Source organism: Pseudarcicella hirudinis (genome assembly GCF_900115665.1).
GTDB classification, from domain to species: domain Bacteria; phylum Bacteroidota; class Bacteroidia; order Cytophagales; family Spirosomataceae; genus Pseudarcicella; species Pseudarcicella hirudinis.
In genome coordinates this window covers 435,937-459,115 of sequence record NZ_FOXH01000002.1, presented here as the reverse complement: position 1 = coordinate 459,115, position 23,179 = coordinate 435,937, and the positions used below count along the sequence as shown (strand labels likewise).

At 37.4% G+C, this 23,179-nt stretch carries 21 protein-coding genes and 1 tRNA gene; 9 read left to right on the top strand and 13 right to left on the bottom strand.

Annotation, left to right across the window (positions count from 1 at the left end; translation table 11 throughout):
- The first annotated feature begins 234 nt into the window (after positions 1 to 234).
- Both BM179_RS05000 and BM179_RS04995 read left to right on the top strand, forming a co-directional pair.
- Entirely contained in the window at positions 235 to 1,116 is an 882-nt protein-coding gene (locus BM179_RS05000) for a YicC/YloC family endoribonuclease (protein WP_092013132.1), read from the top strand.
- A 9-nt stretch (positions 1,117 to 1,125) separates the two neighbouring features.
- Positions 1,126 to 1,692, top strand: coding sequence for a DNA-3-methyladenine glycosylase (locus BM179_RS04995; protein WP_092013129.1), 567 nt, complete (start codon positions 1,126 to 1,128; stop codon positions 1,690 to 1,692).
- Between the two features lie 10 nt (positions 1,693 to 1,702).
- Here the strand turns inward: BM179_RS04995 and BM179_RS04990 are convergent, their stop codons facing one another.
- Positions 1,703 to 2,455 carry a DeoR/GlpR family DNA-binding transcription regulator gene (locus BM179_RS04990; protein ID WP_092013676.1) on the bottom strand — a complete coding sequence of 251 codons (753 nt, stop codon included), beginning with the start codon at positions 2,453 to 2,455 and terminating at the stop codon, positions 1,703 to 1,705.
- A 53-nt stretch (positions 2,456 to 2,508) separates the two neighbouring features.
- Between BM179_RS04990 and nudK the strand changes: the two genes are divergently transcribed.
- Positions 2,509 to 3,090: a GDP-mannose pyrophosphatase NudK gene (gene nudK / locus BM179_RS04985; RefSeq protein ID WP_092013126.1), complete on the top strand. Its 582-nt coding sequence runs from the start codon at positions 2,509 to 2,511 to the stop codon at positions 3,088 to 3,090.
- Between the two features lie 105 nt (positions 3,091 to 3,195).
- Here the strand turns inward: nudK and BM179_RS04980 are convergent, their stop codons facing one another.
- The 6 genes from BM179_RS04980 to BM179_RS04955 all read right to left on the bottom strand — a co-directional run bounded on the left by BM179_RS04980 (position 3,196) and on the right by BM179_RS04955 (position 12,160).
- Positions 3,196 to 4,104: a DMT family transporter gene (locus BM179_RS04980; RefSeq protein WP_092013123.1), complete on the bottom strand. Its 909-nt coding sequence runs from the start codon at positions 4,102 to 4,104 to the stop codon at positions 3,196 to 3,198.
- A 60-nt stretch (positions 4,105 to 4,164) separates the two neighbouring features.
- Positions 4,165 to 5,217, bottom strand: a complete 1,053-nt coding sequence (gene hemH / locus BM179_RS04975) for a ferrochelatase (RefSeq protein WP_092013673.1) — start codon at positions 5,215 to 5,217, stop codon at positions 4,165 to 4,167.
- 451 nt (positions 5,218 to 5,668) lie between these two features.
- Positions 5,669 to 6,787 (bottom strand): DUF4249 domain-containing protein, encoded by a 1,119-nt coding sequence (locus tag BM179_RS04970; RefSeq protein ID WP_092013120.1) that lies wholly within the window; start codon positions 6,785 to 6,787, stop codon positions 5,669 to 5,671.
- A gap of 69 nt (positions 6,788 to 6,856) precedes the next feature.
- The gene (locus BM179_RS04965; protein ID WP_092013115.1) at positions 6,857 to 9,271 is read right to left on the bottom strand and encodes a TonB-dependent receptor; all 2,415 of its coding nucleotides are present in this window, start codon (positions 9,269 to 9,271) and stop codon (positions 6,857 to 6,859) included.
- Between the two features lie 429 nt (positions 9,272 to 9,700).
- On the bottom strand, positions 9,701 to 10,792 hold the full coding sequence (locus BM179_RS04960) for a complex I subunit 1/NuoH family protein (RefSeq protein WP_092013111.1): 1,092 nt from the start codon (positions 10,790 to 10,792) through the stop codon (positions 9,701 to 9,703).
- A 174-nt stretch (positions 10,793 to 10,966) separates the two neighbouring features.
- Entirely contained in the window at positions 10,967 to 12,160 is a 1,194-nt protein-coding gene (locus BM179_RS04955; protein ID WP_092013108.1) for a trans-sulfuration enzyme family protein, read from the bottom strand.
- Between the two features lie 730 nt (positions 12,161 to 12,890).
- On the opposite strand from BM179_RS04955, the gene BM179_RS04950 reads away from it, so the two are divergent.
- The 4 genes from BM179_RS04950 (at position 12,891) to BM179_RS04930 (ending at position 15,786) form a co-directional block, all read left to right on the top strand.
- On the top strand, positions 12,891 to 13,337 hold the full coding sequence (locus tag BM179_RS04950) for a hypothetical protein (protein ID WP_143095152.1): 447 nt from the start codon (positions 12,891 to 12,893) through the stop codon (positions 13,335 to 13,337).
- Positions 13,338 to 13,602: 265 nt separating this feature from the next.
- The gene (locus BM179_RS04945) at positions 13,603 to 13,767 is read left to right on the top strand and encodes a helix-turn-helix domain-containing protein (RefSeq protein ID WP_092013102.1); all 165 of its coding nucleotides are present in this window, start codon (positions 13,603 to 13,605) and stop codon (positions 13,765 to 13,767) included.
- A 149-nt stretch (positions 13,768 to 13,916) separates the two neighbouring features.
- Entirely contained in the window at positions 13,917 to 15,500 is a 1,584-nt protein-coding gene (locus BM179_RS04940; protein ID WP_092013099.1) for a hypothetical protein, read from the top strand.
- A gap of 212 nt (positions 15,501 to 15,712) precedes the next feature.
- Positions 15,713 to 15,786 (top strand) — tRNA-Arg (locus tag BM179_RS04930).
- Between the two features lie 137 nt (positions 15,787 to 15,923).
- On the opposite strand, the gene BM179_RS04925 is transcribed toward BM179_RS04930, so the two are convergent.
- Positions 15,924 to 16,322 carry a SpoIIAA family protein gene (locus tag BM179_RS04925; RefSeq protein WP_092013093.1) on the bottom strand — a complete coding sequence of 133 codons (399 nt, stop codon included), beginning with the start codon at positions 16,320 to 16,322 and terminating at the stop codon, positions 15,924 to 15,926.
- Between the two features lie 1,135 nt (positions 16,323 to 17,457).
- On the opposite strand from BM179_RS04925, the gene BM179_RS04920 reads away from it, so the two are divergent.
- Together BM179_RS04920 and BM179_RS04915 are read left to right on the top strand one after the other, a co-directional pair.
- Entirely contained in the window at positions 17,458 to 17,904 is a 447-nt protein-coding gene (locus BM179_RS04920; protein WP_092013090.1) for a VapA/VapB family virulence-associated protein, read from the top strand.
- 148 nt (positions 17,905 to 18,052) lie between these two features.
- Positions 18,053 to 18,463 (top strand): VapA/VapB family virulence-associated protein, encoded by a 411-nt coding sequence (locus BM179_RS04915; RefSeq protein ID WP_092013087.1) that lies wholly within the window; start codon positions 18,053 to 18,055, stop codon positions 18,461 to 18,463.
- 80 nt (positions 18,464 to 18,543) lie between these two features.
- Here the strand turns inward: BM179_RS04915 and BM179_RS04910 are convergent, their stop codons facing one another.
- The 5 genes from BM179_RS04910 to BM179_RS04890 form a co-directional block, all read right to left on the bottom strand.
- Positions 18,544 to 19,464, bottom strand: a complete 921-nt coding sequence (locus tag BM179_RS04910; protein ID WP_092013083.1) for a sugar phosphate isomerase/epimerase family protein — start codon at positions 19,462 to 19,464, stop codon at positions 18,544 to 18,546.
- Between the two features lie 80 nt (positions 19,465 to 19,544).
- The gene (locus BM179_RS04905) at positions 19,545 to 20,051 is read right to left on the bottom strand and encodes a hypothetical protein (RefSeq protein ID WP_092013080.1); all 507 of its coding nucleotides are present in this window, start codon (positions 20,049 to 20,051) and stop codon (positions 19,545 to 19,547) included.
- A 115-nt stretch (positions 20,052 to 20,166) separates the two neighbouring features.
- A complete protein-coding gene (locus tag BM179_RS04900) occupies positions 20,167 to 20,898 on the bottom strand; it encodes a dioxygenase family protein (protein WP_092013077.1) in 732 nt (243 codons plus the stop codon).
- A gap of 109 nt (positions 20,899 to 21,007) precedes the next feature.
- Positions 21,008 to 21,700, bottom strand: a complete 693-nt coding sequence (locus BM179_RS04895; RefSeq protein ID WP_092013074.1) for a LytR/AlgR family response regulator transcription factor — start codon at positions 21,698 to 21,700, stop codon at positions 21,008 to 21,010.
- A 40-nt stretch (positions 21,701 to 21,740) separates the two neighbouring features.
- On the bottom strand, positions 21,741 to 22,844 hold the full coding sequence (locus BM179_RS04890) for a sensor histidine kinase (protein WP_092013070.1): 1,104 nt from the start codon (positions 22,842 to 22,844) through the stop codon (positions 21,741 to 21,743).
- Positions 22,845 to 23,179 lie beyond the last annotated feature (335 nt).

The window sequence follows — 23,179 nt, the reverse complement described above, 5'->3', positions numbered from 1 at the left end:
AGCGTCTCTTTTTTTTTGAATTTATCCGCTGCCTGAGCAAATGATATGATCAGGTTCTGTCATTTCTTTTTCAGATTTCTGCCCGGGAATCCTACTTCTCAACTTTAATCAATAAAAAGACTTCGCCTAAATGATTGAACATTTTTTATTTGTTATCTTGCAAACCTAAAATAGGTTTTAGGTCTAAAGGAGTGAAATTTTGCTCATTTACCTCTAACATTAACTACTCTCATTATGCTAAAATCCATGACTGGCTTCGGAAAAGCCACACTCGAAGTCAAAGGACTGTCTGTTACCGTCGAAATTAAATCTTTGAATTCCAAGTTCACCGATATTTATTGCCGACTGCCTAGAAATCTTTCCTCTAAAGAAATTGAAATCCGTAATCTTTTAACCCAAACATTAGAAAGAGGTAAAATTGAGTTAAATCTGAATACACAGCGTACAGGAGATGTTTCGGCCAATTCACTGATTAACCGTTCTCTGGTTAAAGCATATTTTCAGGATTTACAGCAAACTTCTATTGACCTTTTTGGTGGCACAGACAATACTGAATTACTGAAACTGGCTTTGGCTATGCCAAATGCATATAATATTGAAGCTACTCCGGATGATGAAGCCGAAGCGGAATGGCAAACCGTATTACAGACCATTCAGAATGCATTGAAAGAATGTAATGCATTCAGACTTCGGGAAGGAGAAATTGTAAGTGCAAAATTCAAAGAATACATCGGAAATATAGAAACAACATTAAAAGCGATTGAGGAACAGGATAAAGCCCGTATTCCTGCTGTTCGCGAGCGTTTGAAAAAGTCAGTTTCTGATTTACTGACAGATGAGAATTTCGACAAAAACCGCTTCGAACAGGAATTGATTTACTATATCGAAAAATATGATATTTCTGAGGAGAAAGTACGTCTTCGTACTCATCTCAACTATTTTATTGAAGTATTGAAGGAAGGTAATGGTAAAAAACTGAATTTCCTTTCTCAGGAAATCGGAAGGGAAATTAATACGATCGGTTCCAAGGCAAATGATGCATCTATCCAGCGTCTGGTAGTAAACATGAAGGAAGAACTGGAAAAAATCAAAGAGCAAACAGCAAACGTATTATAAGGTTTCCCAATGTCTGTTGAAGAAATTCTTTCCTTACCTACACTTGAAGTCGCAAAAGCCCTCTTAGGTTGCCGGTTGATCCACGCAAGCGAGGAGGGTTTAACTTCGGGTATCATCGTTGAAACAGAAGCCTATCTCAGAGATGATCCTGCCAGTCATTCTTTCCGCAAAATGACAGCCCGCACAGCGCCTATGTTTGACAAAGCCGGAACGATTTATGTTTACCAGATTTACGGGGTACATTTTTGCGCCAATATTACCACTAATGAAACCGGTATCGGAGAAGCAGTACTCCTCAGGGCCTTACAACCCGTAGAAGGCATTGAAATCATGCAAAAACGCCGGAAAAATACTGATATTAAAAGCCTTTGCTCCGGCCCCGGAAAGTTGGTTGAAGCGATGGGTATCAAAAAAACAATGAACAACTGGGTAGTTAATGAAAGTCCAATTCAGCTTATTGCCCCTGCCGGGAATAACCCGGAAGTTCACATCACTACCAGAATCGGAATTACACTTGCCAAAGATCTTAATTACAGATTTTACCTGAAAAACAATCCTTTTATCAGCCGGAAATAAGCAGCATCTCTTATTTAACTACCTTCAGGCCAGCCTTCTTATAACTTTCAATTATTTCAGCATCAGCTTCCTGATCTGTAATAAGCGTCTGAGCAAGACTTAAAGGAGCAAAGGGAAAATAACGGTCTTTTTCAAATTTACCTGAATCGCAAAGCAAAAAAGTTTCATGGGAATTTGCTGACATAGAAAGTGTAATTTCTGCCTCTTTCTCTGAAGCAGCACTCAATCCGTTCGCCAGAGAAATACCGTCAACTCCCAGAAAAGCTTTATTGGCTCTATACCTTCGGATATGCTCTGTTGCGATGATTCCATGCGCAGCCTGCCGCTCAGGATCAATTTCTCCTCCCACAAAATTAACAGACACAGCAGAACCCAGCAATTGACTCATAACCGGAAGAGAGTTTGTTACCACTTTTATACGCATGTTTCTGATAAATGGGCAAAGCCTGAAAACTGTACTTCCACAGTCCATAAAAATGACATCACCTTCTTGTATTCCCTTTGCCGCAAGCTGACAGATATAGTCTTTTTTATCAGCATTTACCGCAGATTTCTGAACAAAACTGATCGGATCATGTGCCAGACTGAGTTTCATCGCTCCTCCGTGCGTTCTGTAAATCATGCCTTTTTCAGACAATATTGCCAGATCCCTGCGAATTGTTATTTCAGAAATATCCAGATGTAAGGCCAGACGTTTCACATCTACACTGCCTTCTTTTTCAACTAAATCCAGAATTTTTTGCTTACGCTCTTGAAAATTCATATGTTTTATATAATTTTGTTCAAAATTAATCATTTTTAATCAAAAATAATCAAATGAATAATTCACGAATTAAAATTACTGAAGAAAAGCTTTTATCAGATAATTGGTATGTGCTAAAAAAGTACACATTTGATTATCTTAAACAGAACGGAAGCTGGCAAACACAAAGCAGAGAAGCTTATGACCGTGGCAATGGTGCGACAATTCTCTTATACAACAAGGAGACTAACAGCGTAATTCTGACGCGTCAATTCAGGCTTCCGACTTATGTCAATGGAAACCAGACCGGAATGTTAATGGAAGCTTGTGCGGGTTTGCTCGACAAGGATAATCCGGAAGAATGTATCAGAAGAGAAACGGAAGAAGAGACGGGCTACAAAGTATCAGAAGTCCGGAAAATATTTGAAGCCTATATGTCGCCCGGATCTGTTACTGAGAAATTATACTTCTTTGTAGCAGAATATACCAAAAATATGAAAGTAACTGAGGGTGGTGGTGTGGAAGAAGAGGAAGACATAGAAGTACACGAAATTCCATTCAAAAATGCCCTGAAAATGATGGAAAACGGGGAAATCAGTGATGGAAAAACAATCATGCTATTACAATATGCCCAGATTCACCAATTATTGGCCTGACGTTCAAATACCTCAAATCTGTTTAACAAAAATTCCCCGGAATAAAACAACACATCATTCCGGGGAGTAAATTCTTTTGCTGAAATTCAGATAAGTCCGATGTATTTAAGCCTGAAACAGCGTCTGCAAGGCCTGATAAGAAATAAGAGCAATGGCCAGAACTGCAAGAAATAAGCCGATTTTATTGAGGACCTGCAATTTTTCCCTGAAAAAAAACAGTGCTACTAATGCCGAGGACATGATGACACCAATGTTATAAACAGGCAACACATATGCGCCATTGTTCTGAAAAGAGTCCAGTGCTTTTAAAAGAAAATAAAATGAAAGAAAATTAGGAATCCCCAGGGGAATAGCGGCCATAATGTTCTTCAGCTGAACTGTTTCTTTCTTTTGTAATACCCTGATAGTCAACAATAACAATCCGGCAAAAATGGCCCCGATTAAGATAGTTAGTGTAAAAGGAATGGTATTTCCTGAGGATGTTACGTATTTGATATTGAGGTAACTAAATGAAGTATTTGTGATACCATACATTGTAAATACGGCAATGGGCAATAAAAAGTCCGAAAACTGTCTTTTACGTTTTTCCTGATTTTCTTCCTTTTTAAAAGTACTTAGCAAGACTGCGACAATGGCAAAAACCAAACCAAGATAATTCAGCCAGTCGAAGTTCTGGCTGGTTTTAAAAACAAAGAGGTTAAAAAGCACAGGAATTACCAGCGACATATTATTGGCCAGTGAAGTGGCCGTCATACCCATACGTTGAGTTGAAGCACCTGAGAGCAGGAAAGTAATGATAAAACCAACCCCCATTGCCAAAGCCGGAAACGTTCCGTCCCGGGCAAAATCAAAAGAAAAATGCTGATTTTCAGGAAGAAGAATTAACCCTGTAAGAAAACAGATCGGGTAATTAAACACGATGGATTGTAGGGTATTAATACCAAATCGCGGATGTAAACGAAAGTTTACCAGTAAAAGAACCGAAAAGAAAATACTGAGCAGTAAATACAACATATTTTGTACCGCAGGTTTTAACCTGATTTGTTGAACCAGGCTAAAACCTGTGGTACAAGTTTAAGCTTTTCTTACTAAATCTTCTAACAATTCCACCCAAATCGGAGAATTATTCAAACTTTCTACCAATTGCCAGTGCTTCCCTCCCTTCGACTCGAAAAGCTCTTTGTACTCAACCCCTACTTCTATCGTTGTTTCCAGGCAATCTGCTACAAAAGCCGGAGAAAAAGCCAATACGCTTTTCTTACCCTGAGCGGCAAGCTCTTCTATTACCACATCAGTATATGGTTTAATCCAGGGATCACGACCTAGCCTTGACTGGAATGAAGTGGAATAAGTGCCCTCTTTCAAACCTAATTCCCTGACTAATAACCTTGTAGTTTCAAAACATTGCGCTCTGTAGCAATATTGATTCATACTGTGAATGGTATCACAGCAAGAACCGAACTGACAGGTTTTTCCGGTGCAGTCTCCTTTGGTCATTTGTCTTTCCGGCAAACCGTGGTAGCTGAAAAGGAAATAATCAAAATTATGTTCTGCCATATATTTTCTGGCAGCAGCAGCAAAATGTTCTATGAATTTAGGATGATTGTAATAGTTGTTAATGAACTTAATTTCGGGAATTACCTGCCATTTTTTCACAATATCCATTGTTTTTTCGTAAACCGAACCGGTGCTGGCAGAGGCGTATTGCGGGAAAAACGGAACAACTATAATTTTTTGATATCCGGCATTTTTAAATTCTTCCAAAGCCGAATCCATACTCGGACTTTGATAACGCATAGCCAGTTTTACTTCGTAATCTTCTCCAAGAGAATTTTGAAGCATCTTTTCCACATCTTCTCCGTAAAACTTCAAAGGAGAACCTCTCTCTTCCCACAATTCCTTGTATATTTTAGCCGATTTCGGTGCTCTGAACGGTGCAATAATCAGGTTAACTAAAATCCATCTTGACAGAAAAGGAATGTCCAGAACCCTTCCATCCATCAGAAATTCACGCAAATATTTTCTGACATCAGGTGTTTCCGGACTATCCGGGGTTCCTAAATTTATAATTAAAACTCCTGTTTTCAGACCTTTGTAAGTGTTTGTCTTATCCTGACTGATGGCCATTTCGGCTTTCAATGAATCCATATTAATCATTTTTGAGTAATTTCTGCTGCAAAGTTAACTACTAAAAATCGTTTAAGTTTTGAATAAATCGGAATTAAAGCTGTTTTTCTCTGATTTCATTGATTAAATCCTGTCGAAAAGGCTCAATATTTCCTTTAAAACCGGGAAACGATCTTCCTGTCATATGTACGAAAAAAGCAGACCATTAGTCTGCCCTTTTCTTTGTTATAAGCTATCCGGATTGTCAAATCCGGAGACAAAATTTCAAATCATGTCTCCATTATTATTCAGACATTCGTATCTTTTCCGGACTGATAGTTTATTCCGGGTTTAATTTTCTGTTTATTCCGCGGTATTCTTCTGCAAAATTAAGAGAAACCAATTCTATAAATCAAATCGATATTTTATATAAAATCATTGATTTTAACTATGAAACAAAAATCAGCTATTCTTATTGAACCCAACCTACCGGAGCAATTTTAGTACGCGTCGGGCCTTCGAAACAGGAAACTGTACTCTTACAGGGAAAATCACAGGTAAAAGTTTCTCCGGGAATAATCTTATAAAGCGGGAACTCATTGCTGGGAACACCTTTTGTCCTGTCTATGTAAAAGATCCTCTTTTTTACTGAATAAACATTAAATACGCCCAAAATCTTTTCATCAGGATTGCTGGTTGATTTAATGTTAAGACTAAAACGGGTTTCAGCAGGAATATCGAAGAAAGTCCCGGAATTTTGGATCACGTTTGCCAGAGAGAGGAAAAAAGTATAGGCTGTTTTGGTAATTGAACGCTGTTCCAATTCAAAATAATAAGGCGTTTTATCATCATACGGAGCCCGGGCAACCTGTTTGCCTACAACCCGCTGTCCGTTTACATAAGTATCGGAAAAGATAGAAATATCATCATTAAAAGAAATATCCCAGCAATTGCCATCACAGACATAACGGTAAAGATGGCCTGATGGCGGATTATAGTTACATTGATTTTTCACGAAGTCATAATTTCCTCCATCACAAAAAGCACAATAAGTGATTTTTTCATAATGCTTCCAATTCCATTGATAATAATTCACTTCATTCGGCGAATCCTGAAAATCTACCAGAATATTAAAACCTGCTCTTCTCTGATCTTGTTTACCAAAATTGTCCTTGATCTCAAACTGGCTGACAACCTGTTGAATATCAGGAACATCCTGCATTTTTTCAAAAGATGACTGGTAAACCTTTCCTTCTTTGGTCTGAATATTTAACTGGTAACTTCTTCCTGCAACACCTTTAAAATCTTTAGGACAGGTATAATTTCCATTGGTTGTTTCTGAGAACAAAACCTTTACACCCTGATCATCCGTTACAGAAACACCTGCTTTGGCAACCGGAGCCATTACTCCGGACTGCAGACTTTTTGAAGACATATTGAGCTTCACAACCGACCCTCCCGGCTGGTCATTTAAATCTGCCTCAATATCTAAAAAACTTTGTGCATCTACCTGTACAAAATCCTTGATCGGATTTACACAGGCAAACACTGCCAAAATCAACAGGACAAAATATATAGGGAACTTCTTCATTTTCTGATTATTAAATTAACATTTCCGGCAAAACCGACCCATCTTCAATACACCGGAAAGGCTTATGTTCTACAAAAATTTAAAATTATAGGTCAAAGAGACAAACGGTGAAGCAAACACACTTAACTCATATGGCCTGACCCCCTGGTAATATGGCTTAAAAAATACTGAATAAGCATTTTGTCTGCCATAAAGGTTGTAAATCGTAAATACCCAGCTTCCCTCCCATCTTTTATCTTTCATACTCGGATTATAAATTGTCCAGGAGAAATCCAGCCGATGATAATCTGAGATTCTGTCGTTATTTCTTGAAGTATAAACCGGATATTTCTTTCCTGCAACTTCATATAATCCGGAAGGAGAAGAAAAGGGTCTGCCGGTATTATAAGCAAAAGTAAGTGAGAAACTATGGTGTTTGGAAGGCTGGATATTCATTACCATATTCAGGTTATGAGGTTTATCATAATTTGAGGGGAACCAGTTTCCATTGTTAATCTGCTGCAACTGCGGGAAATCCCCGATTGTCTGCTGTAATGAACGTGCGAAAGTATAACTTACCCAACCTGTAAGTTCACCTTTCTTTTTGGCAAGCATTAATTCTATACCGTAAGCACGGCCTTTCCCTTCTATTATCTGGGTTTCAATATTCGGATTCAATTGTAAATTAGAACCTGAAACATAGTCAAGAATATTCTTAGATTCCCGGTAATATGCTTCCAGAGATGTTTCCCAGACATTTTCATTATAGGTTTTAAAATATCCCAATGACAGGAAATCACTTATCTGAGGTTTAATATACTCATTTGCAGTAGTCCAGCGTGCCGTTGGAAGCGGTGTAGTATTATTTGAAAGTAATTGCAGAAATTGCTGCATTCGGTTGTAACCAAATTTCAAAGAACTACTTTCACTCAAAGAATATTTCATGGTAAGTCTCGGCTCCAGTCCGCCATAACTCTTTACAACAGAGCCTTTTGCCACATTTTCTACTCCAATTACCGAGGCATCAGAAGGAGGTTGTCCTTCTGCATATTTTCGTATTGCAGTTGGGCCGATACTTAGAAACTGAGCGTATCTTAAACCATATTGAATGGTAAAATCCTTATTTACTTTGAATTCATCATCTGCATGAACAGCCAGTTCCCATGATTGCTCATCCGGTAACAACACGGTGGCGATGCGGGAAACAACACCCTCATTTAATCTGCCCGGAGAAATATCATAGCGGACTGCACTCAAACCAACATTTATTTTGTGTGCCTCATTAGGTTGATAATCAATGCTTGCTTTCAGATTTTTATAGGAAACTTTGTTGTTCAGGTCAATGGCATTTACGGTATCAACCGAAGAAGTCTTTGATTTATAATCGCTTACAACTCCCACTACGTCCAATGAGGTTTTAGTATTGAAATAATGGTTCCATGATAAAGCAAAGTTAGTATGCCCGTAATCGAAGGAAGTTTGTTTGGCAATCACATTCTCCAGGCTGAAAAGGGAATCGACCCGGTAATAATCTCTGCTGAAATAAGAAGAAAAGGAAAAAGTGTTTTTCTTATCAGGTCTGTAAAACACTTTGGTAGCTAAATCAAAAAAATTAGCTCTGGTTGACTTAATATTATCAGGAGCAAACCATTTGAACAGGAAGTCATTGAATGATGCTCTTCCAGCCACCAAAACCGATAGTTTTTCTTTAATCACAGGAATTTCAGCCATGACTCTGTTTGAAACCAGCCCGATTCCGCCCTGCATTTTAAATTTTTCAAGATTAGGCTCGGTCATCTTAATGTCAAGAACAGAAGCCGTTCTCCCGCCGAACCTTGCAGGAACACCTCCTTTATACAACTCAAGTTCCCGGATCGCATCTGAAGCAAAGACAGAGAAAAGCCCGAACATATGCGTGGGATTAAAAATCGGGGTATTATCAATAAAAATCAGGTTTTGATCAACATTTCCTCCTCTGATATTCAAACCATTAGCTCCTTCGCCAACCGATGAAACACCAGGCAGGGTTTGTAAACTCCGCATAATATCGACTTCTCCCATCATAGTAGGAAGTCTCTTTATCCCTTTGATACTTAAAATGGAAACGCCAAGAGAAGGGGTCTGAATATCCTTTCTGGTAGAAACACTCGAAACAATTACTTCTTCAAGCTGTTTCGTTATATCCTCCATACTGATCGTCATTTCTCTGTCTTTTCCGGCAATACTTACTCTGCCTCTATACGGCTTATATCCGACATGGCTGATTTTAAAAACATATTCTCCATTGGGAATAAATACCTGAAACTCTCCCTCCTTATTCGTCAAGGTTCCGGATTTTTTAAAATCAATTACCACAGAAGCCCCATCAATTGGCATTCCGGTATTAGAGTCAATAACTTTACCTTTAAAAGCAGGAACAACAAAGTCCTGAGCTGCAAGTGGATAGGCTGTCAGAAATAATAAAACAAAGGTTAAGGATAGTATACTTTTTTTCGATACAGGCATTTTTTTGATGTGAGTTAAATAGTGTCAGGTACTTGTTTCACAGGAAATATTGTAAATTATATTCAAGAGAAAGGTGCAGTGAATATGCCTATGTAGATTCCATTCAACAACCTGTACAGTAGGTCTACAAATACAAGGCAAATTCTATCAATGAGTTCATTCTCATTGATTTTCAATTTACTTTTTCAGTGTTTTTCTTGACTTTTACCAGGAGTTCTATGTAACAGCAAGTTACGTAAAAAATAGAAATGTTTAGGTTAAAGCGGGGCTTAATTGGCAAAAACAGCAATATCCTAAGACAAAATAGCAATATTAATATGCCAAATGCCTACTATTGTAGATGGGAAAATCATCAGAACTGACTCCTTAAATCAGTGTTTCAGTTTGATTTTAAAGAATATATGGAAGATTCGGAAAAGGTCCTGACCACTAATTCATGAGCATTCGCCAGATACCTGACAAAACTACAAAAAGAATGGAAGCAGGCGTAAGCACTTTCCAGGTAAGATACATCAATTGGTCAACACGCAAGCGGGGAAAAGTCCATCTCACCCACATCTGAAGGAAGACACACAAATATGCTTTTGCAATCAGCCAGAAAAACCCGGCAAGTGTTCCGGCTATTGTATTTGGTTCACCGTTAGTCCAGTCGGCCAGTCTGACCGAGCCAATATTCGGAAAAGGAGAATACCATGAGCCCCAGAAAAGAATCACGCCTAAAAAACTTACCAAAAGCATCATTCCATATTCAGATAAGAAGATCAACGCCCAGCGCAAACCGGAATATTCTGTATGAAACCCTCCTACCAGTTCAGATTCAGCTTCAGGAATATCAAACGGAGCACGATTGCATTCGGCCAGAGAAGCGATAAAAAAGATAATATACAGGAAGAAGAAGAAAGGCATCCGGAACACATTCCATGTAAAAATTCCTCCTACAGCACTTACGTCAATCCCAAGGCTTTTTATGCCAAACAAATAATTTCCTTCAGAGGAAAAAATCCCCTGCTGGGTACTTATTTCCTGTAAATTCAGGGATTGTGAGATCATTACAACGCATAAAACGGATAATCCCAGAGGGATTTCATAAGAAACAATCTGTGCCACAGCACGCATCGCTCCGAATAGTGAATATTTGTTATTGGAAGACCAGCCCGCCATGAGCAGTCCGATAATATCTACAGAAACTATTGCCAATAAGTAAAACACTCCGATTTCAGCTTTTGAACCCTGAAGGTATTCTCCGGAGCTTAGAGGAATTACTGCAAATCCGGCAAAAATGGCAATAAAAATGATACAGGGAGCAATCAGAAATAATTTTCTGTCAGCAAGTTTGGGAACAATATCCTCTTTTTGCAGCAATTTCAATAAATCGGCAAAAATCTGAAGCAGTCCATATTTCCCGACTTCCATTGGCCCTAACCGGTCCTGCATAAATGCTGAAATCTTTCTCTCAGAATATACTCCAACCACCACGTTAGTTAAAATTAATCCGAGACAAACAATCAGGGCAATAAACATATTTGAGAAAATTTAGTCGATTTCAATAAAACCGGGCTTTTCAGACCCTTGGCAAAATAACAAACCAGAATCCATTCAACCAAATTATGATAGTTTTTAGGTAAAAAAACTTAGCCCTTCTCTCATCGAAAAGGGCTAATGAATATTAAAAACCGTTCTGAAAATCCGGTATTTCTACACAACTTCTTCTTTATTAATGAAAGCAGCAGCTTTCTCAAGTGCCTGTTCGAAATCTTCAATCAGGTCTTCCAGCGCTTCAAGTCCTACTGCAATTCTTACTAAACCATCTGTAATTCCCACCTCAGCTCTTTGTTCTAAGGTCAGTTTTGAGTGGGTTGTGGAAGCAGGGTGTGTAATAATGGTACGGGTATCACCCAGATTTGGAGAAATTGAGGCAATTTTTAAGTGTTTTGAAAGCTCATTAACGGCTTCAAAACCTCCTTTTACATCAATAGTCATAATGGCTCCACCCATTTTCATTTGTTTTTTGGCTAATTCAAATTGAGGATGTGAAGACAAAAACGGATATTTCACATTGATCAATGCTGTATTTCCTTCTAAAGCCTGAGCAAGTTTATAAGCATTATCACAATGCTTTTCCATACGTAAGTGGATAGTTTCCAAACTCTTAGACAAAACCCACGCATTAAACGGAGACATTGATGGTCCGGTATGACGGGCAAAGAACCTGATTTCTTTGATTAAATCCTCGCGACCGCAAACTACACCCCCAAGCACTCTTCCTTGTCCGTCGATGTATTTGGTCGCTGAGTGGATAATCAAATCTGCGCCCCAGTCGGCCGGAGTCTGAATCACCGGAGTTGCAAAACAATTATCTACAGCAAGGATAAGATTATGCTTTGCTTTTAACTGGGCGATGGCTTCAAGGTCAATCAGATCCAAACCCGGATTTGAAGGGCTTTCACAAAACAGGAATCTGGTATTTGGCTGGATAGCCTTTTCCCACTCATCCATGTCATGTCCGTCCACGAAAGTACAGGTAATGCCCCATTTCGGGGTAATTTTGCTTAAAATCTGAATAGCTGAACCGAATAGCGCTTTCGAAGCAACCACATGATCTCCCGACTTTAATAAAGCGGCAATAGCGGCGAAATTGGCTGCCATACCACTTGCAAAAGCCAGGCCGTCCTCAGTATTTTCAAGCATGCACATTTTATCTACAAACTCATCCACGTTAGGGTTCATATAACGTGAGTAGATATTTCCTTCTTCTTCCTCGGCAAAAATGGCACGGCCTTGTTCAACACTTTCGAAAGTAAAACTTGAGGTAAGGTATAAAGGTACAGAGTGCTCACGGTTTTGTGAACGTTCTGCCTGAATTCTAATGGCTTTGGTCTGTTTTTTCATTCGGAATACATTTAATAAGTACTAAAAAATATGCCAGGCATCTATTCAGCCTCCAAATTTAACTGTATAAGTATTTCAGTCTAACTTAAAATACAAAAAGCTATCCGGCCGAAGTGGCCTGATAGCTTTTAAATATGTATAAAAAATCTTTGGAAATCTTCGCTGTTTATAATTGCTTCACAAATTTAGACAGTAAGCGTCAGAATTAAAAAAGAATTCAGGAAATATTATCAAACAAAAAAAAGTCACCGATATAACCGGCGACCTTTTCAATAACCCTAACCCATAAAAATATATATGATTTACTCTTATATATATTTAACCATAATTTCGAGATCAATGTTTTCAGAAAACATCGAAACTCAGGTTTTTCACAAAACCTTAAGAAATTCACACCAGTAAGCCTTTTGGAAAATCATACAAATTGAATCAGCGGAGATTCAATCAATGAAAAGAAAATTAATTCAAATCCTTAAAAGGTGAATTATATTTTACAAAGGCTTAGTGGGCTGCTTCCTGCACAATTCTCTAATTTCTTAGCCAATATGCGTGTCTTAATCCAAAAAAGCAAGTAAATATACAGAAAAAATTAAAATTCATCGTTCATCACTCCAATTCTTTCGACAAATCTTTTGGATAGACTCAATTTTGACATTATTTTTCTCGTTAAGTAATTAATTGCGTAAATTTCAGAAAAATTGAATAAATAAAACTCAAAATTCATATTCCCATGAAAAAGTACTCTATCCTAGTTTTTCTTTTTGTTATAACATTCGTAATGAGTTGTAAAAAAGATGACCCAACCCCCACCCCTACAAAAACTAAAACTGAAATAATTTCTGCACATTCATGGCAAATAAAGACAGCCTTAGCCTTTGGTGTGTCAGTCTATGAAAAAGGTGGAACCGGGAATCAACGTGATTTTTCCAAAGTAGTTCTTAATTTCAAATCTGATGGAACTATAACCGGAACTGATACTGATGGTATTTCATTCAACTCTGCAAAATGGGTTTTTACCAGTGGCGAAACCAAAATAACGTTATCCTCTCTCCCAATTTCGATTTTAAATAATGTTACCTTTGATATTACACAGCTAGTAGAAGGCAATTTTGATTTAAGCGGAACAATTACGTATAACGGCACCGCCATTCCGGGGGTTGTAAAACTTATACCATAATAAAATCCTGTAAATAACAAGGAAAGGAAATCCAAATTCTTTTGTTTAGCCTTAATATTCTGGTCTAGAATTATTGTTTAAATCAGGCTTTTCTAGAGTATTAAGGCAAATGTTTAATCAAATCCTCTTATTTCCAATGTTTGATTCCTTTTGTTATTAAAGTAACATCTGAATAACTCTGCCCTATTTATACCGTATCCATTTTTTTTGTATGCTCCAAACTTACCATAATCTTTAAACAAACCTATATCCTATAACTTTTATCATGAGTAAAGCCAAAACCAGAAAAGAAATTGCTGACGAATTTGGAATACACCCTAAAACATTAAGACGTTGGCTTAAGAAAGAGTCTGACATTATTTTAGAAGAAAAATGTCTTATTACTCCTAAGATGTATCAGATTATAAAGGAGCGATTTATTGGAAAATAACAAATGTCCCATCAATTACCATTTAATCCCATTTTTCTGCAGTTATTGTTTTTAATCAGCACATATCTTTGTGAAAAATTAGTCTGGCTAAATTAAGAAGATTCAGCTAAATGAGATAATCCTATTAATGAACTAAAACCAAATTTAAAGTGAAACGTTTCTGTATTATTCAAACCTGTTATTATTATTCTTTAATCATAGGTCTCTCTCTGTTTATTTTTTCTTGTAAAAATGAAATACAAGACGCCGTTCCATCTTCTATCTCTTTTCAGGAGTCATCTATTGGCGAACAAGATTTTGCACGAACAAAATTTGCTAAAATCTTAGCAAAAGCTTTAGAAAATAAAGATGTAAGAGCATTCATCAAAAAAGAATCCCTCAAAATGTTTGATAATGACTATGACGTTTTATATCATGGAGTTAAGAACAAAATTGCAGATAATGACCATCATACCTTTCATCAGTTATTATCAAATTACGCAGATAATTCTGAAGAGTTTAATTCTATAGTATCTAAATTACCAAAATTGAACATTCTGGTACCAGATCTTTCAAAAGCTAATGCTAAGACCTGGGATACAGAGAAAATGATTCCGTTAGTAGCCGTTTCAAATTCTGAACAGGAAGTAAAAGGAATTAATTTTGTAAGAGCCTACAATTCTAAGGGGATTGAGTATAAACTGGATCCATTTAAAGAACCTGAAGAAGTTACTTTAGTTGTAAAAAATAATGAGCGAATTGAGATTACTTCGAATGCCAAAGGAGGTAGAACTAATGCAAATACAGAATGGGTTCCTTATTTCGCTCAAGGAGATCTCCAATTCTATTTTTCAGGAGAAGGGTTTATTAATAATTCAAGTAAAACCAAATCAGCGAAAACTAACAACGTCGTAAATGGGGTATTACCATCTTATGGATTATCTTTTACTGATTATTCTAATATATCTTTTCCTACAACTGATTTCGGTATTGCGCTGGCAGCAGGTTACTGGCCATTAGCCCCTGAATATTCTTTAAAATATTTCGTGAATTATATTCCTGAATTAAATTCCATAAATAGGGGAAGTATTAGAAAAAGTGTCTACTATAAGAAAGATGGAACACTAAATCAAAATGTAAAAGAAAGATTAATGTATGTACGATTTACCAGTGATGCAGCGCTAGCGTATGCCTCAGACGGTTGGTTAGAAGGATACCTGGATTTACAATGTGTAATAGCGATGTTAAAGGTACGTCCAGGTGAAGATTTTGATAAGAAAGTAACATTCAAATCTATTCCATTAGCCGCTGGTTATACAAATTTAGGGCAAACAACAAAGCAAAATTTCATCGACAATAATATTCTCACCCAATTTGATGTTAATACAAGTAATTCTTTTGCTTATGATGTAAGAGGAACATGGATCAACTGGTTTGATGAAGGATTCAACTGGTCTCCTTTTTTATATGGTGATCAAATGCAATATGTATTTTATGAAAAAGACGATGGAGCCGAAATTACAGAAGAATATACCGTAAATACATCTATTAATGCAAATTTTGGAATAGGTATAAAAGATCTTTTCAATGTAGGATTTAGTGGAAGTAGTACTAACTCCCAAAAGCTTACAATTAAGACTACAAGAGCTTCGCAGCAATTAGGTGAGTATGTAATGACTTATGGACAGGACATTGGTTTTGCGAGAAGTCCAATAGGAATCGGGCAACTCGAATTTATTGTTCAAGCAAAATAGTACTTCCTAATATATCCATTACGACTTTCAAGTCTCCGTAACTTTTAAGTATATGGAGACTTTAGAAAAAAAATCACTTGTTAACTTTTTGAAAATCAGAGCCTACAAGAAGAACCGGCAGATTCCATCTTTAAATTATAGATTTTTTATTGGTGAGAAGTTTTTATTTTTAAAAAAAAGCTCCTACCTTTGCAGTCCGAAACAACGGAAATGGTTTCGTAGCTCAATTGGATAGAGCACCTGACTACGGATCAGGAGGTTTGGGGTTCGAATCCCTACGAGACCACGATTTTTCAGAAAAGCCCTTCATACAGCGCGTATGAAGGGCTTTTCTCGTTTTAAGTTTTCTACAATTTTCTATAAAATCTATATCCCGCTTATGTATCCTTAATAAATGGAGTAAAGAACTTCATACAAGCCCGATCATAAATACCCTTTCAACCATTCTATGGCCTCATCTTCATCTGCAAAAGTCTTCATTGGTATTGTCGGAGGATTTAACCTGAAAATTATATTCATAACGATCTTCCCCAAGCCTGATTTTGATATTATCGCCATCGCTTTATAAACTCCCGGAAGTTCCTGCGCTACATACCTCAGTGTCGCCTTATCCGGTTTAGGCGAGTTAACTAAATAAACCATATGACATACCTTTTGTCCTCCGCTAATTTTTCTGACCAGTTCAAAATTCCTGCCGGTGTTTTCAAGAGTTCTTCTGGTATTGTTAGACAAGGACTTTAAAATTCCTGTTTCATCAAACCAATAAGTACCTAACTCACTTTTAAAGGTTTCTGCATTATCCGGGATTTGTATATTTTTCATTTTCGCTATTAAATAATGAGACTTTCGTTTTCAGGGAATTTTGCCTGTTTTATTACTCAATCCTTTCGACTTTTACACAGTCTTGTGTGTGTCGAAGTATATGGTTTGGATTACAGAATCTTCAGATAAATGTAATGAAAAAGAACGAATCAACTCACCATCCTATCAGTAGTCTTTTTTTTGATTATGGATAATCTGCGGGAAAGAGTGCATTTTATCTTTTATGTTTAAAATATCGTTCTCCTCAGATCGTCCCGTTATAGACAACTTATTCATTTAACAATCCTTATAACCAAACCAAACCTAAAGACAAGAGAGGATTCAAACGGGGACGGGGCGTTTTACAGTACTCTAAGGACAGGTTTTTACTATAAAATAAAAAAAGCCTGATCCCAATGGAAAAAGGCTTTCTATATGATCTACACAAAAGTTATAACCAAGTATTCTCAACATATTCTTTAAACCCTCACTTCTACCAGATAACCAGCAGCAAATAGTATTAAAAAGAGGACAAGTAAAGTCTCACCCCCTCGTCCTCAATAAAACTCTGATTATACTCCTCGAAAAGCATAACAGAATTCATTGGTAAACATACTTTACTTTACAGGAATTTTATTGATCCGGGTGGCTAATTAGCCTTTTCTGTTATGAAAAAAGTCTTTTCTGCTAATACTTTTTCTACTTTGTCAATTTTGTTCAGATTTGTTTATTTACCAACCCGAGGTCGTTCTACAAATTTCCAGGCACCATCTTATCAATGTACAACCCCTTTCTTCCGGATTGGTTATTCTAAAGTATGAAATGACGGGCAGTACTGATAATTCCACTTTGACGTGCAACAGTTTTCCGGATAGTAAGGTCAATGTTCTGTTCTTAAGATGCCTCCGCAGAACCTGATCCTCGGCTTACCGACAGGTAAAACATAAGCTGAAAATGTTTCTGTTTAAATACCCTCTTCCAAGGCTTTTTACTCATCTGTAAAACCAGTTTCAACTCCGTAATTTGCGCAATTTTTAAAACAGGTATTTATACTTATCACCGAAAATCCTCTTTTATCTAAATTTGTTCATCAATATTGATAAACTCTTTATTTAACTAATCTTTTTCAATTTAACCTCCTAAACAATTATCCATCATGAGCGTAGAGAATAACACAATCAGCAAAACTAGTCTTGTTTCTGAAGTAAGTTCGGCATTGCAAGGCAAGGTAAGTGACAGTGTAATCAAAAGTACCGCAGAAGTATTGGCTGCTCAAACCACAGCATACGGTGCAAACGGAAGTATTGCGAGTTTGGTTTTTTATATGAAATGTCAATGCACAATCACTGGCAGTGGTGGCAAAACATTCAATGGTAGTGCCTGGGGTGTTAGTTTCCCGGGGGGTGGAGCTCTTTTTGGTGATGTATATACAGATAATCTTAATGCGCTGTATGCAAACACGGTAAGTTTTACTTTGGTAGCAACTCCGGTTTATACAACGTTCATCTTCAATGATGTTCACGGAAATGCTTTAGGTAGTTTTCAGGCAGGTGCTGTATCAACAGTAAGTGGCACTGCAGGCGGATCAGGCAGCTGGTCTTAATACGACAGTAAATATGTATAAGCAAGATTCATAATTTTAAAAAAGGAGAGAATGTTCTCTCCTTTTTTTTGAGACGCTATACAGAATACTTATTAAAAAATTAACAGAACCCTTATCTGTTTAACTATTAAATCTAAACACTTTAACCATGGATACCGCTCAAAATACATTAAACCTTGTTGAAGATTTTCGTACGGAATTAAGCGGAAGATTTCCGGAAAGTACTATCTCAAACACGGTAAGTTTTATAGAATCTGCCAGCGGAAGTTATCCTGCTGTTTTAGCGAGTGAACTAGGCAAAATGACCTGTACCATTGTGGATGGAAAGACTTTTACTTCCGGTTCATTTACCTCCGGAATCTTACCTACTCATGGTTTGGTGTACACCAATAATCTGGATTTATTATACGCCGATACGGTATCATTCCTATTTGTTGCCACTCCGGTTTATATTGCCTTATATTTCTATGATAGCAGTAGTCAGCTTCTGGGTTACTTTACAGGTGCAGCCATTTCATTAACGTCCGGTTCGGGTGGCGGAGAAGGCAGCTGGTCTTAAGATTAGTTTTTCGTTACACAACAAAAAGCTATTGGAAAACGAATCCAATAGCTTTTCTTTTTATCTGAATCTGGAATAATTTATCCTAAAAACTGTTTCAAATGATTTCTGGCTGTAAGAATAGCCGTTCTTACATCTTCTTCTGAACCTTCAAAAGCTTTATCTTCCACTTCAATAACAACCGGGCCTCTGTATCTGATATCCGTAAGTGCTGAGAAAAACTTACCCCAATTAATATCTCCTAATCCCGGAAGTTTCGGAGAATGATATTCCAAAGGATTTGCCATAATCCCGACTCTGTCTAATTTATCTTTATAAACCTTCGCATCTTTCAAGTGAATATGATGCAGACGATCACGATAATCGTAAAGTGGTTTGGTGTAATCCATCATTTGCCATACCATATGGGAAGGATCATAGTTTAACCCAAGGGTAGCAGAAGGAATTCGCTCAAACATTTTATCCCAGATTGAAGGAGTAGTTGCCAGGTTTTTTCCTCCTGGCCATTCGTCATTCGTAAAGAACATCGGACAATTTTCAATCCCGATCTTTACACCTTCCTCCTCTGCGAGTTTTACAATATCTTCCCAGGTTTCTGCAAATTTATCCAGATTGTACGCAACATTTTTAGCAGGATCACGGCCAACGAAAGTATTTACTACCGGAATTTTCAGTTTTGCGGCGCCTTTTATTACCTTTTTGATATGGTCAACATAATACTTTGCCTGAGCTGTATCAGGATCCAGGGGATTGGGGTAATACCCTAACGCTGAGGCATAAACGCCCTTTTCAGAAAGATACCCTCCGATATGGGTAACTTTTTCGTCGGTCAGGTTATCAACATCCACATGCGACACACCTGCATATCTGCGGGTATCACTTCCACCTGTTGGCCAGCACATCAATTCCACACATTTGAATTGATTTTCTGCTACAAAATCTACTACCTGCTCAAAAGTACTATCCGCCAGAATGGCGCTTACGAATCCTAAATGTAACATATTTTGCGTTTGATTAAGAAAACGTAAACTTAGGCATCACCTCTGAAAAAAACAATCTTCAGTATCCTGACTGTGTCTGGCTATTCTACAAAATACGTGATACCCAGCCCATCCTGAATTTTCAGAAGAAAGGTTTCTGCTGATTCCCCGGAAGTTACATTCAACCGATTTCCATTAGCTAAAAGCATATATTCTCCGATATTTCCCAGAAAAGTAAGGATTTCCGTCGTGTAAGTAAGTGATATCCGATGCGCAGACTTATTACTGATATCAGAATACAGCATTTCAAAATTATATTCACCGAAAGTAATTTCACGACCCATTGAATCATACAAGCCGGGAGTTTTGTTTTGTAATGCTCTGACATACAACCCAATGGAGAAACCTACTTTATACTGTAATGAATTAGCCTTCGGATTATTGGCAATCATTTCATGCAATGTAGAAAATGCGCCCTCAGGATTATAGGCCTGCGCCTGCATTAAAAACTCATTATAGGTGTCTTCAAAAACATCTTTCTCAAAACTACCCTGAGCAGACTGGTCAATAACTTGCCTGAAAGCTATTTTAATCAATGCTTTTTCCATACTATTTCGTAACTGATGAATAATCTGATTTTCCTATGTACCCAATGTGCCTATGCGGCTACAACAACCTTTCACCCTTATCTATGTGTCCTATATGACTATGTGGTTACAATGACTAAGCTGAAACATAAATTGTATGAACAAGATTATACCCTCCTGTTGAAGCATTTGCTGTGACAGTTGCCAGTTCATTGTCCAAAGAATCTGCAATGATGCTATCACTGGTATTTTTTGTGGAATTCTGGCCGTGAGCCGAATATAAAGACGTTTTATAAACAGCAGTGTTTATATCTTCCGGAAAAGCAATCTGAGTTGTTAATTTCAATACACTGTTCACATAAATCTGTGCATGAATGTGGGTAACTCTTCCGGTGTACCAGCCCGGGTAAATACTTGAAAACTTAGCTACACCTGTCGTATCAGTATATTGAATCCCCCGGCAAAAAACCAGAGAAGAGTTATTTTGTGTACCCAGATACCCCTGATTACTATATCCTGAATAATAGCCGTCTTTATCACAATGCCAGATGTCAACCCTTGCATTGGCGATCGGCTTACAACTATCGTTGACATTTGCGACGGTAATATTAATGGACAAAGGCAGTCCTGTTTTACCATCTGTAATATCGATCCTTGTAATGGAAGAACCCCTGCTATTGTACAGAGGATAAGGTCCGTCCGTTTCTGAATCCCCTACTTTACAACTTCCACTGGTTGTTCCACCTGAAGTAGTACTCCCTCCTGAACTTGGTGTAGTGGCTTCTTCACTTTTTTTACAAGCCAGAATAGCTGCCTGAGTTCCTAAAAGTCCGAATCCGGCCTTTTTCAAAAATTCTTTACGTTCCATATGTCTAAATTTTAACAAATAATCATTTGGCTATTCAACGTAACTCCCATTCATTTAGGTGTCTGAATCTGCTTATGTATCGGTAAACAAGACAAATGTGTCGGTGAAATCACCTTTTCATCCATTCCTCAACAAAACCTGCATATGAATCACTTATTGGTAATTCCTTTCCGGAAGACAACTGTACTTTCTTATTCACAACGGATTTTACCTGATTATGAGGCACAATGTAACTGCGGTGAATCCGGCTGAATCTGGCAGCGGGTAATTTTTCCAGTACCGACTTCATTGACATTAAGGTCAGAACGGGTTTAGTACCCGTCAAATGGATTTTGATATAATCTTCCAGCGATTCAATATACTCTATTTCAGGAAGATCAATTTTTACGATTTTGTATTCGGACCGGACAAAAATACTTTCCGGCACTTCCTCCTTAGAGATATTTTTTGCTAAAAAATGATCTGAGGCTTTCTCTACTGCCCTGCTAAACCTTTCGAAATCAATTGGTTTCAACAAATAATCAATCGCATTTAATTCAAAACCTTCAAAAGCAAACTTTTTGTGTGCTGTGGTAAATATGACAATTGGTTTATTTTTCAGAAAAGCCACCAATTCCAATCCGGTGAGATCAGGCATATTGATATCAATAAACAATAAATCTATCTGGTTTTTATTCAGGAAATCTGCACCTTCAATAGCATCATCAAAGGTCTGAACTAATTCCAGGCTGGGGAATTTGGCGATGTACTGACTCAATAATCTCAAAGCCAGTGGTTCATCATCTATGGCTACACACTTCATATGATTGTATTTTCTGTAAATTTAAGGAAGTGAGGCTCTTTCAATCCTCAAGTAATAATTCTACCTTATAAAAATCGTTCTCTCTTCCGATATTCAGGCAATGTTTATCCGGATAAAGATGATTCAAACGTTTCTGAGTATTCGTAATGCCGATACCATCTCTTTCAGTCTTTCTCTGAGAAGCAAAAACAGCATTTCTGCAAATAAAAGTTATGGCATTTTTTTCGGAATAAAGCTTGATTTCAATAGTTGAGGCTTCATGATTGCTTACACCATGCTTGAAAGCATTTTCCACGAAAGTCATCAACACCAGAGGCGTTATTTTCTTTAGTCCGGCATTTCCGAATACCTGAAAATCCACCACGGTTTTTTTGTTTAACCGGAGTTTCTGTAAATCAATATAATTTGAAATACAATCTATTTCACTGCTTAAAGGCACAAAATCCTCCGAAACCTCGTCAGTAACATAACGCATAATCTGAGAAAGTTTCATAATACTTGCCGCAGTATTCTGATGATTTTCCACCGCAAGGCTGTAAATATTGTTCAACGTGTTAAACAAAAAATGAGGATTAATCTGAGCTTTCAGAAAAGAGAGTTCCGCATTGATCTTATCACTTTCAGCACTGATTACTTTTTGTTCAGAAAGCCGCCATTCTTCAGAGATTTTCAAGGCCATTCCAAGTGCCCAGAGCATTCCGAACAAAAAAATACTGATCACATCCATTTTAGGAACTGACGATCTTTGTGCAGGTGGCATGGGTGGTGGGGTATGCCCGTCAAAATGCCCTCCGAATTCATGTGCTGGAGGAAATCTTTCATGGTGTCCTTCTCCTCCATGAAATTCCTGAAAAATAAGGTTTTCAAAAGGCTGGAAAAAATTGGCGAAGCAAAAAATCAGAAAAATAGAACCGAAATAAATGGTGTATTTTCTCTTAAAGTAAAACTGCGGAATCAGATAAAGGATATTCAGATAAAATACCAAAGCATAAACCCCGAAAAACAACCAGTAATTGACTGATAAAAACATTTTTAAAAAGTCAACTTCCTCCGTTTGCCGGAACATAAACAATACCGGAAAGCTCAAAAACAGAAGCCATCCGACCAAATGTGTAAAAAAAGCCGCATTTTTAGACTGGAACATTAACTTAAACAGGTTTCAATAATTTTAAATGAGAATCTGCAGTTTTATACCTGAAATGGGCTGATTTCAGCCCCTGATTCCGAAACATATCATTAGAAATACGCTGTAATCTACTGAAAAAACAATAACTTACAATCACCTGGCACTTCTCCGTTTATCAGGTTTCACCTTGAATATCTGCTTTTAACTGATTAGATAACTTGTTAAACCTTCACTTATTGCTTTTCTGCAGGAAACAAAACCTCAAATCCTGAGGTTGATACACAAAATCACACAAATTCCACATTTTTCCGGAATAGTCATTATAAGATTATTGTCAGAAACAATATTAAATT

What these genes read in the sequence shown, in the direction of transcription:
- hemH (WP_092013673.1), bottom strand. Translation starts at nt 5,217, where the DNA reads ATGGCCATCAGTCAGGATAAGACAAACACTTACAAAGGTCTGAAAACA.
- BM179_RS04970 (WP_092013120.1), bottom strand. Translation starts at nt 6,787, where the DNA reads ATGAAGAAGTTCCCTATATATTTTGTCCTGTTGATTTTGGCAGTGTTT.
- BM179_RS04910 (WP_092013083.1), bottom strand. Translation starts at nt 19,464, where the DNA reads ATGTTACATTTAGGATTCGTAAGCGCCATTCTGGCGGATAGTACTTTT.
- BM179_RS04980 (WP_092013123.1), bottom strand. Translation starts at nt 4,104, where the DNA reads ATGTTGTATTTACTGCTCAGTATTTTCTTTTCGGTTCTTTTACTGGTA.
- BM179_RS04915 (WP_092013087.1), top strand. Translation starts at nt 18,053, where the DNA reads ATGGATACCGCTCAAAATACATTAAACCTTGTTGAAGATTTTCGTACG.
- BM179_RS05000 (WP_092013132.1), top strand. Translation starts at nt 235, where the DNA reads ATGCTAAAATCCATGACTGGCTTCGGAAAAGCCACACTCGAAGTCAAA.
- BM179_RS04950 (WP_143095152.1), top strand. Translation starts at nt 12,891, where the DNA reads ATGAAAAAGTACTCTATCCTAGTTTTTCTTTTTGTTATAACATTCGTA.
- BM179_RS04955 (WP_092013108.1), bottom strand. Translation starts at nt 12,160, where the DNA reads ATGAAAAAACAGACCAAAGCCATTAGAATTCAGGCAGAACGTTCACAA.
- BM179_RS04965 (WP_092013115.1), bottom strand. Translation starts at nt 9,271, where the DNA reads ATGCCTGTATCGAAAAAAAGTATACTATCCTTAACCTTTGTTTTATTA.
- BM179_RS04990 (WP_092013676.1), bottom strand. Translation starts at nt 2,455, where the DNA reads ATGAATTTTCAAGAGCGTAAGCAAAAAATTCTGGATTTAGTTGAAAAA.
- BM179_RS04945 (WP_092013102.1), top strand. Translation starts at nt 13,603, where the DNA reads ATGAGTAAAGCCAAAACCAGAAAAGAAATTGCTGACGAATTTGGAATA.
- BM179_RS04925 (WP_092013093.1), bottom strand. Translation starts at nt 16,322, where the DNA reads ATGAAAAATATACAAATCCCGGATAATGCAGAAACCTTTAAAAGTGAG.
- BM179_RS04960 (WP_092013111.1), bottom strand. Translation starts at nt 10,792, where the DNA reads ATGTTTATTGCCCTGATTGTTTGTCTCGGATTAATTTTAACTAACGTG.
- BM179_RS04900 (WP_092013077.1), bottom strand. Translation starts at nt 20,898, where the DNA reads ATGGAACGTAAAGAATTTTTGAAAAAGGCCGGATTCGGACTTTTAGGA.
- BM179_RS04905 (WP_092013080.1), bottom strand. Translation starts at nt 20,051, where the DNA reads ATGGAAAAAGCATTGATTAAAATAGCTTTCAGGCAAGTTATTGACCAG.
- BM179_RS04895 (WP_092013074.1), bottom strand. Translation starts at nt 21,700, where the DNA reads ATGAAGTGTGTAGCCATAGATGATGAACCACTGGCTTTGAGATTATTG.
- BM179_RS04890 (WP_092013070.1), bottom strand. Translation starts at nt 22,844, where the DNA reads ATGTTCCAGTCTAAAAATGCGGCTTTTTTTACACATTTGGTCGGATGG.
- BM179_RS04920 (WP_092013090.1), top strand. Translation starts at nt 17,458, where the DNA reads ATGAGCGTAGAGAATAACACAATCAGCAAAACTAGTCTTGTTTCTGAA.
- BM179_RS04995 (WP_092013129.1), top strand. Translation starts at nt 1,126, where the DNA reads ATGTCTGTTGAAGAAATTCTTTCCTTACCTACACTTGAAGTCGCAAAA.
- nudK (WP_092013126.1), top strand. Translation starts at nt 2,509, where the DNA reads ATGAATAATTCACGAATTAAAATTACTGAAGAAAAGCTTTTATCAGAT.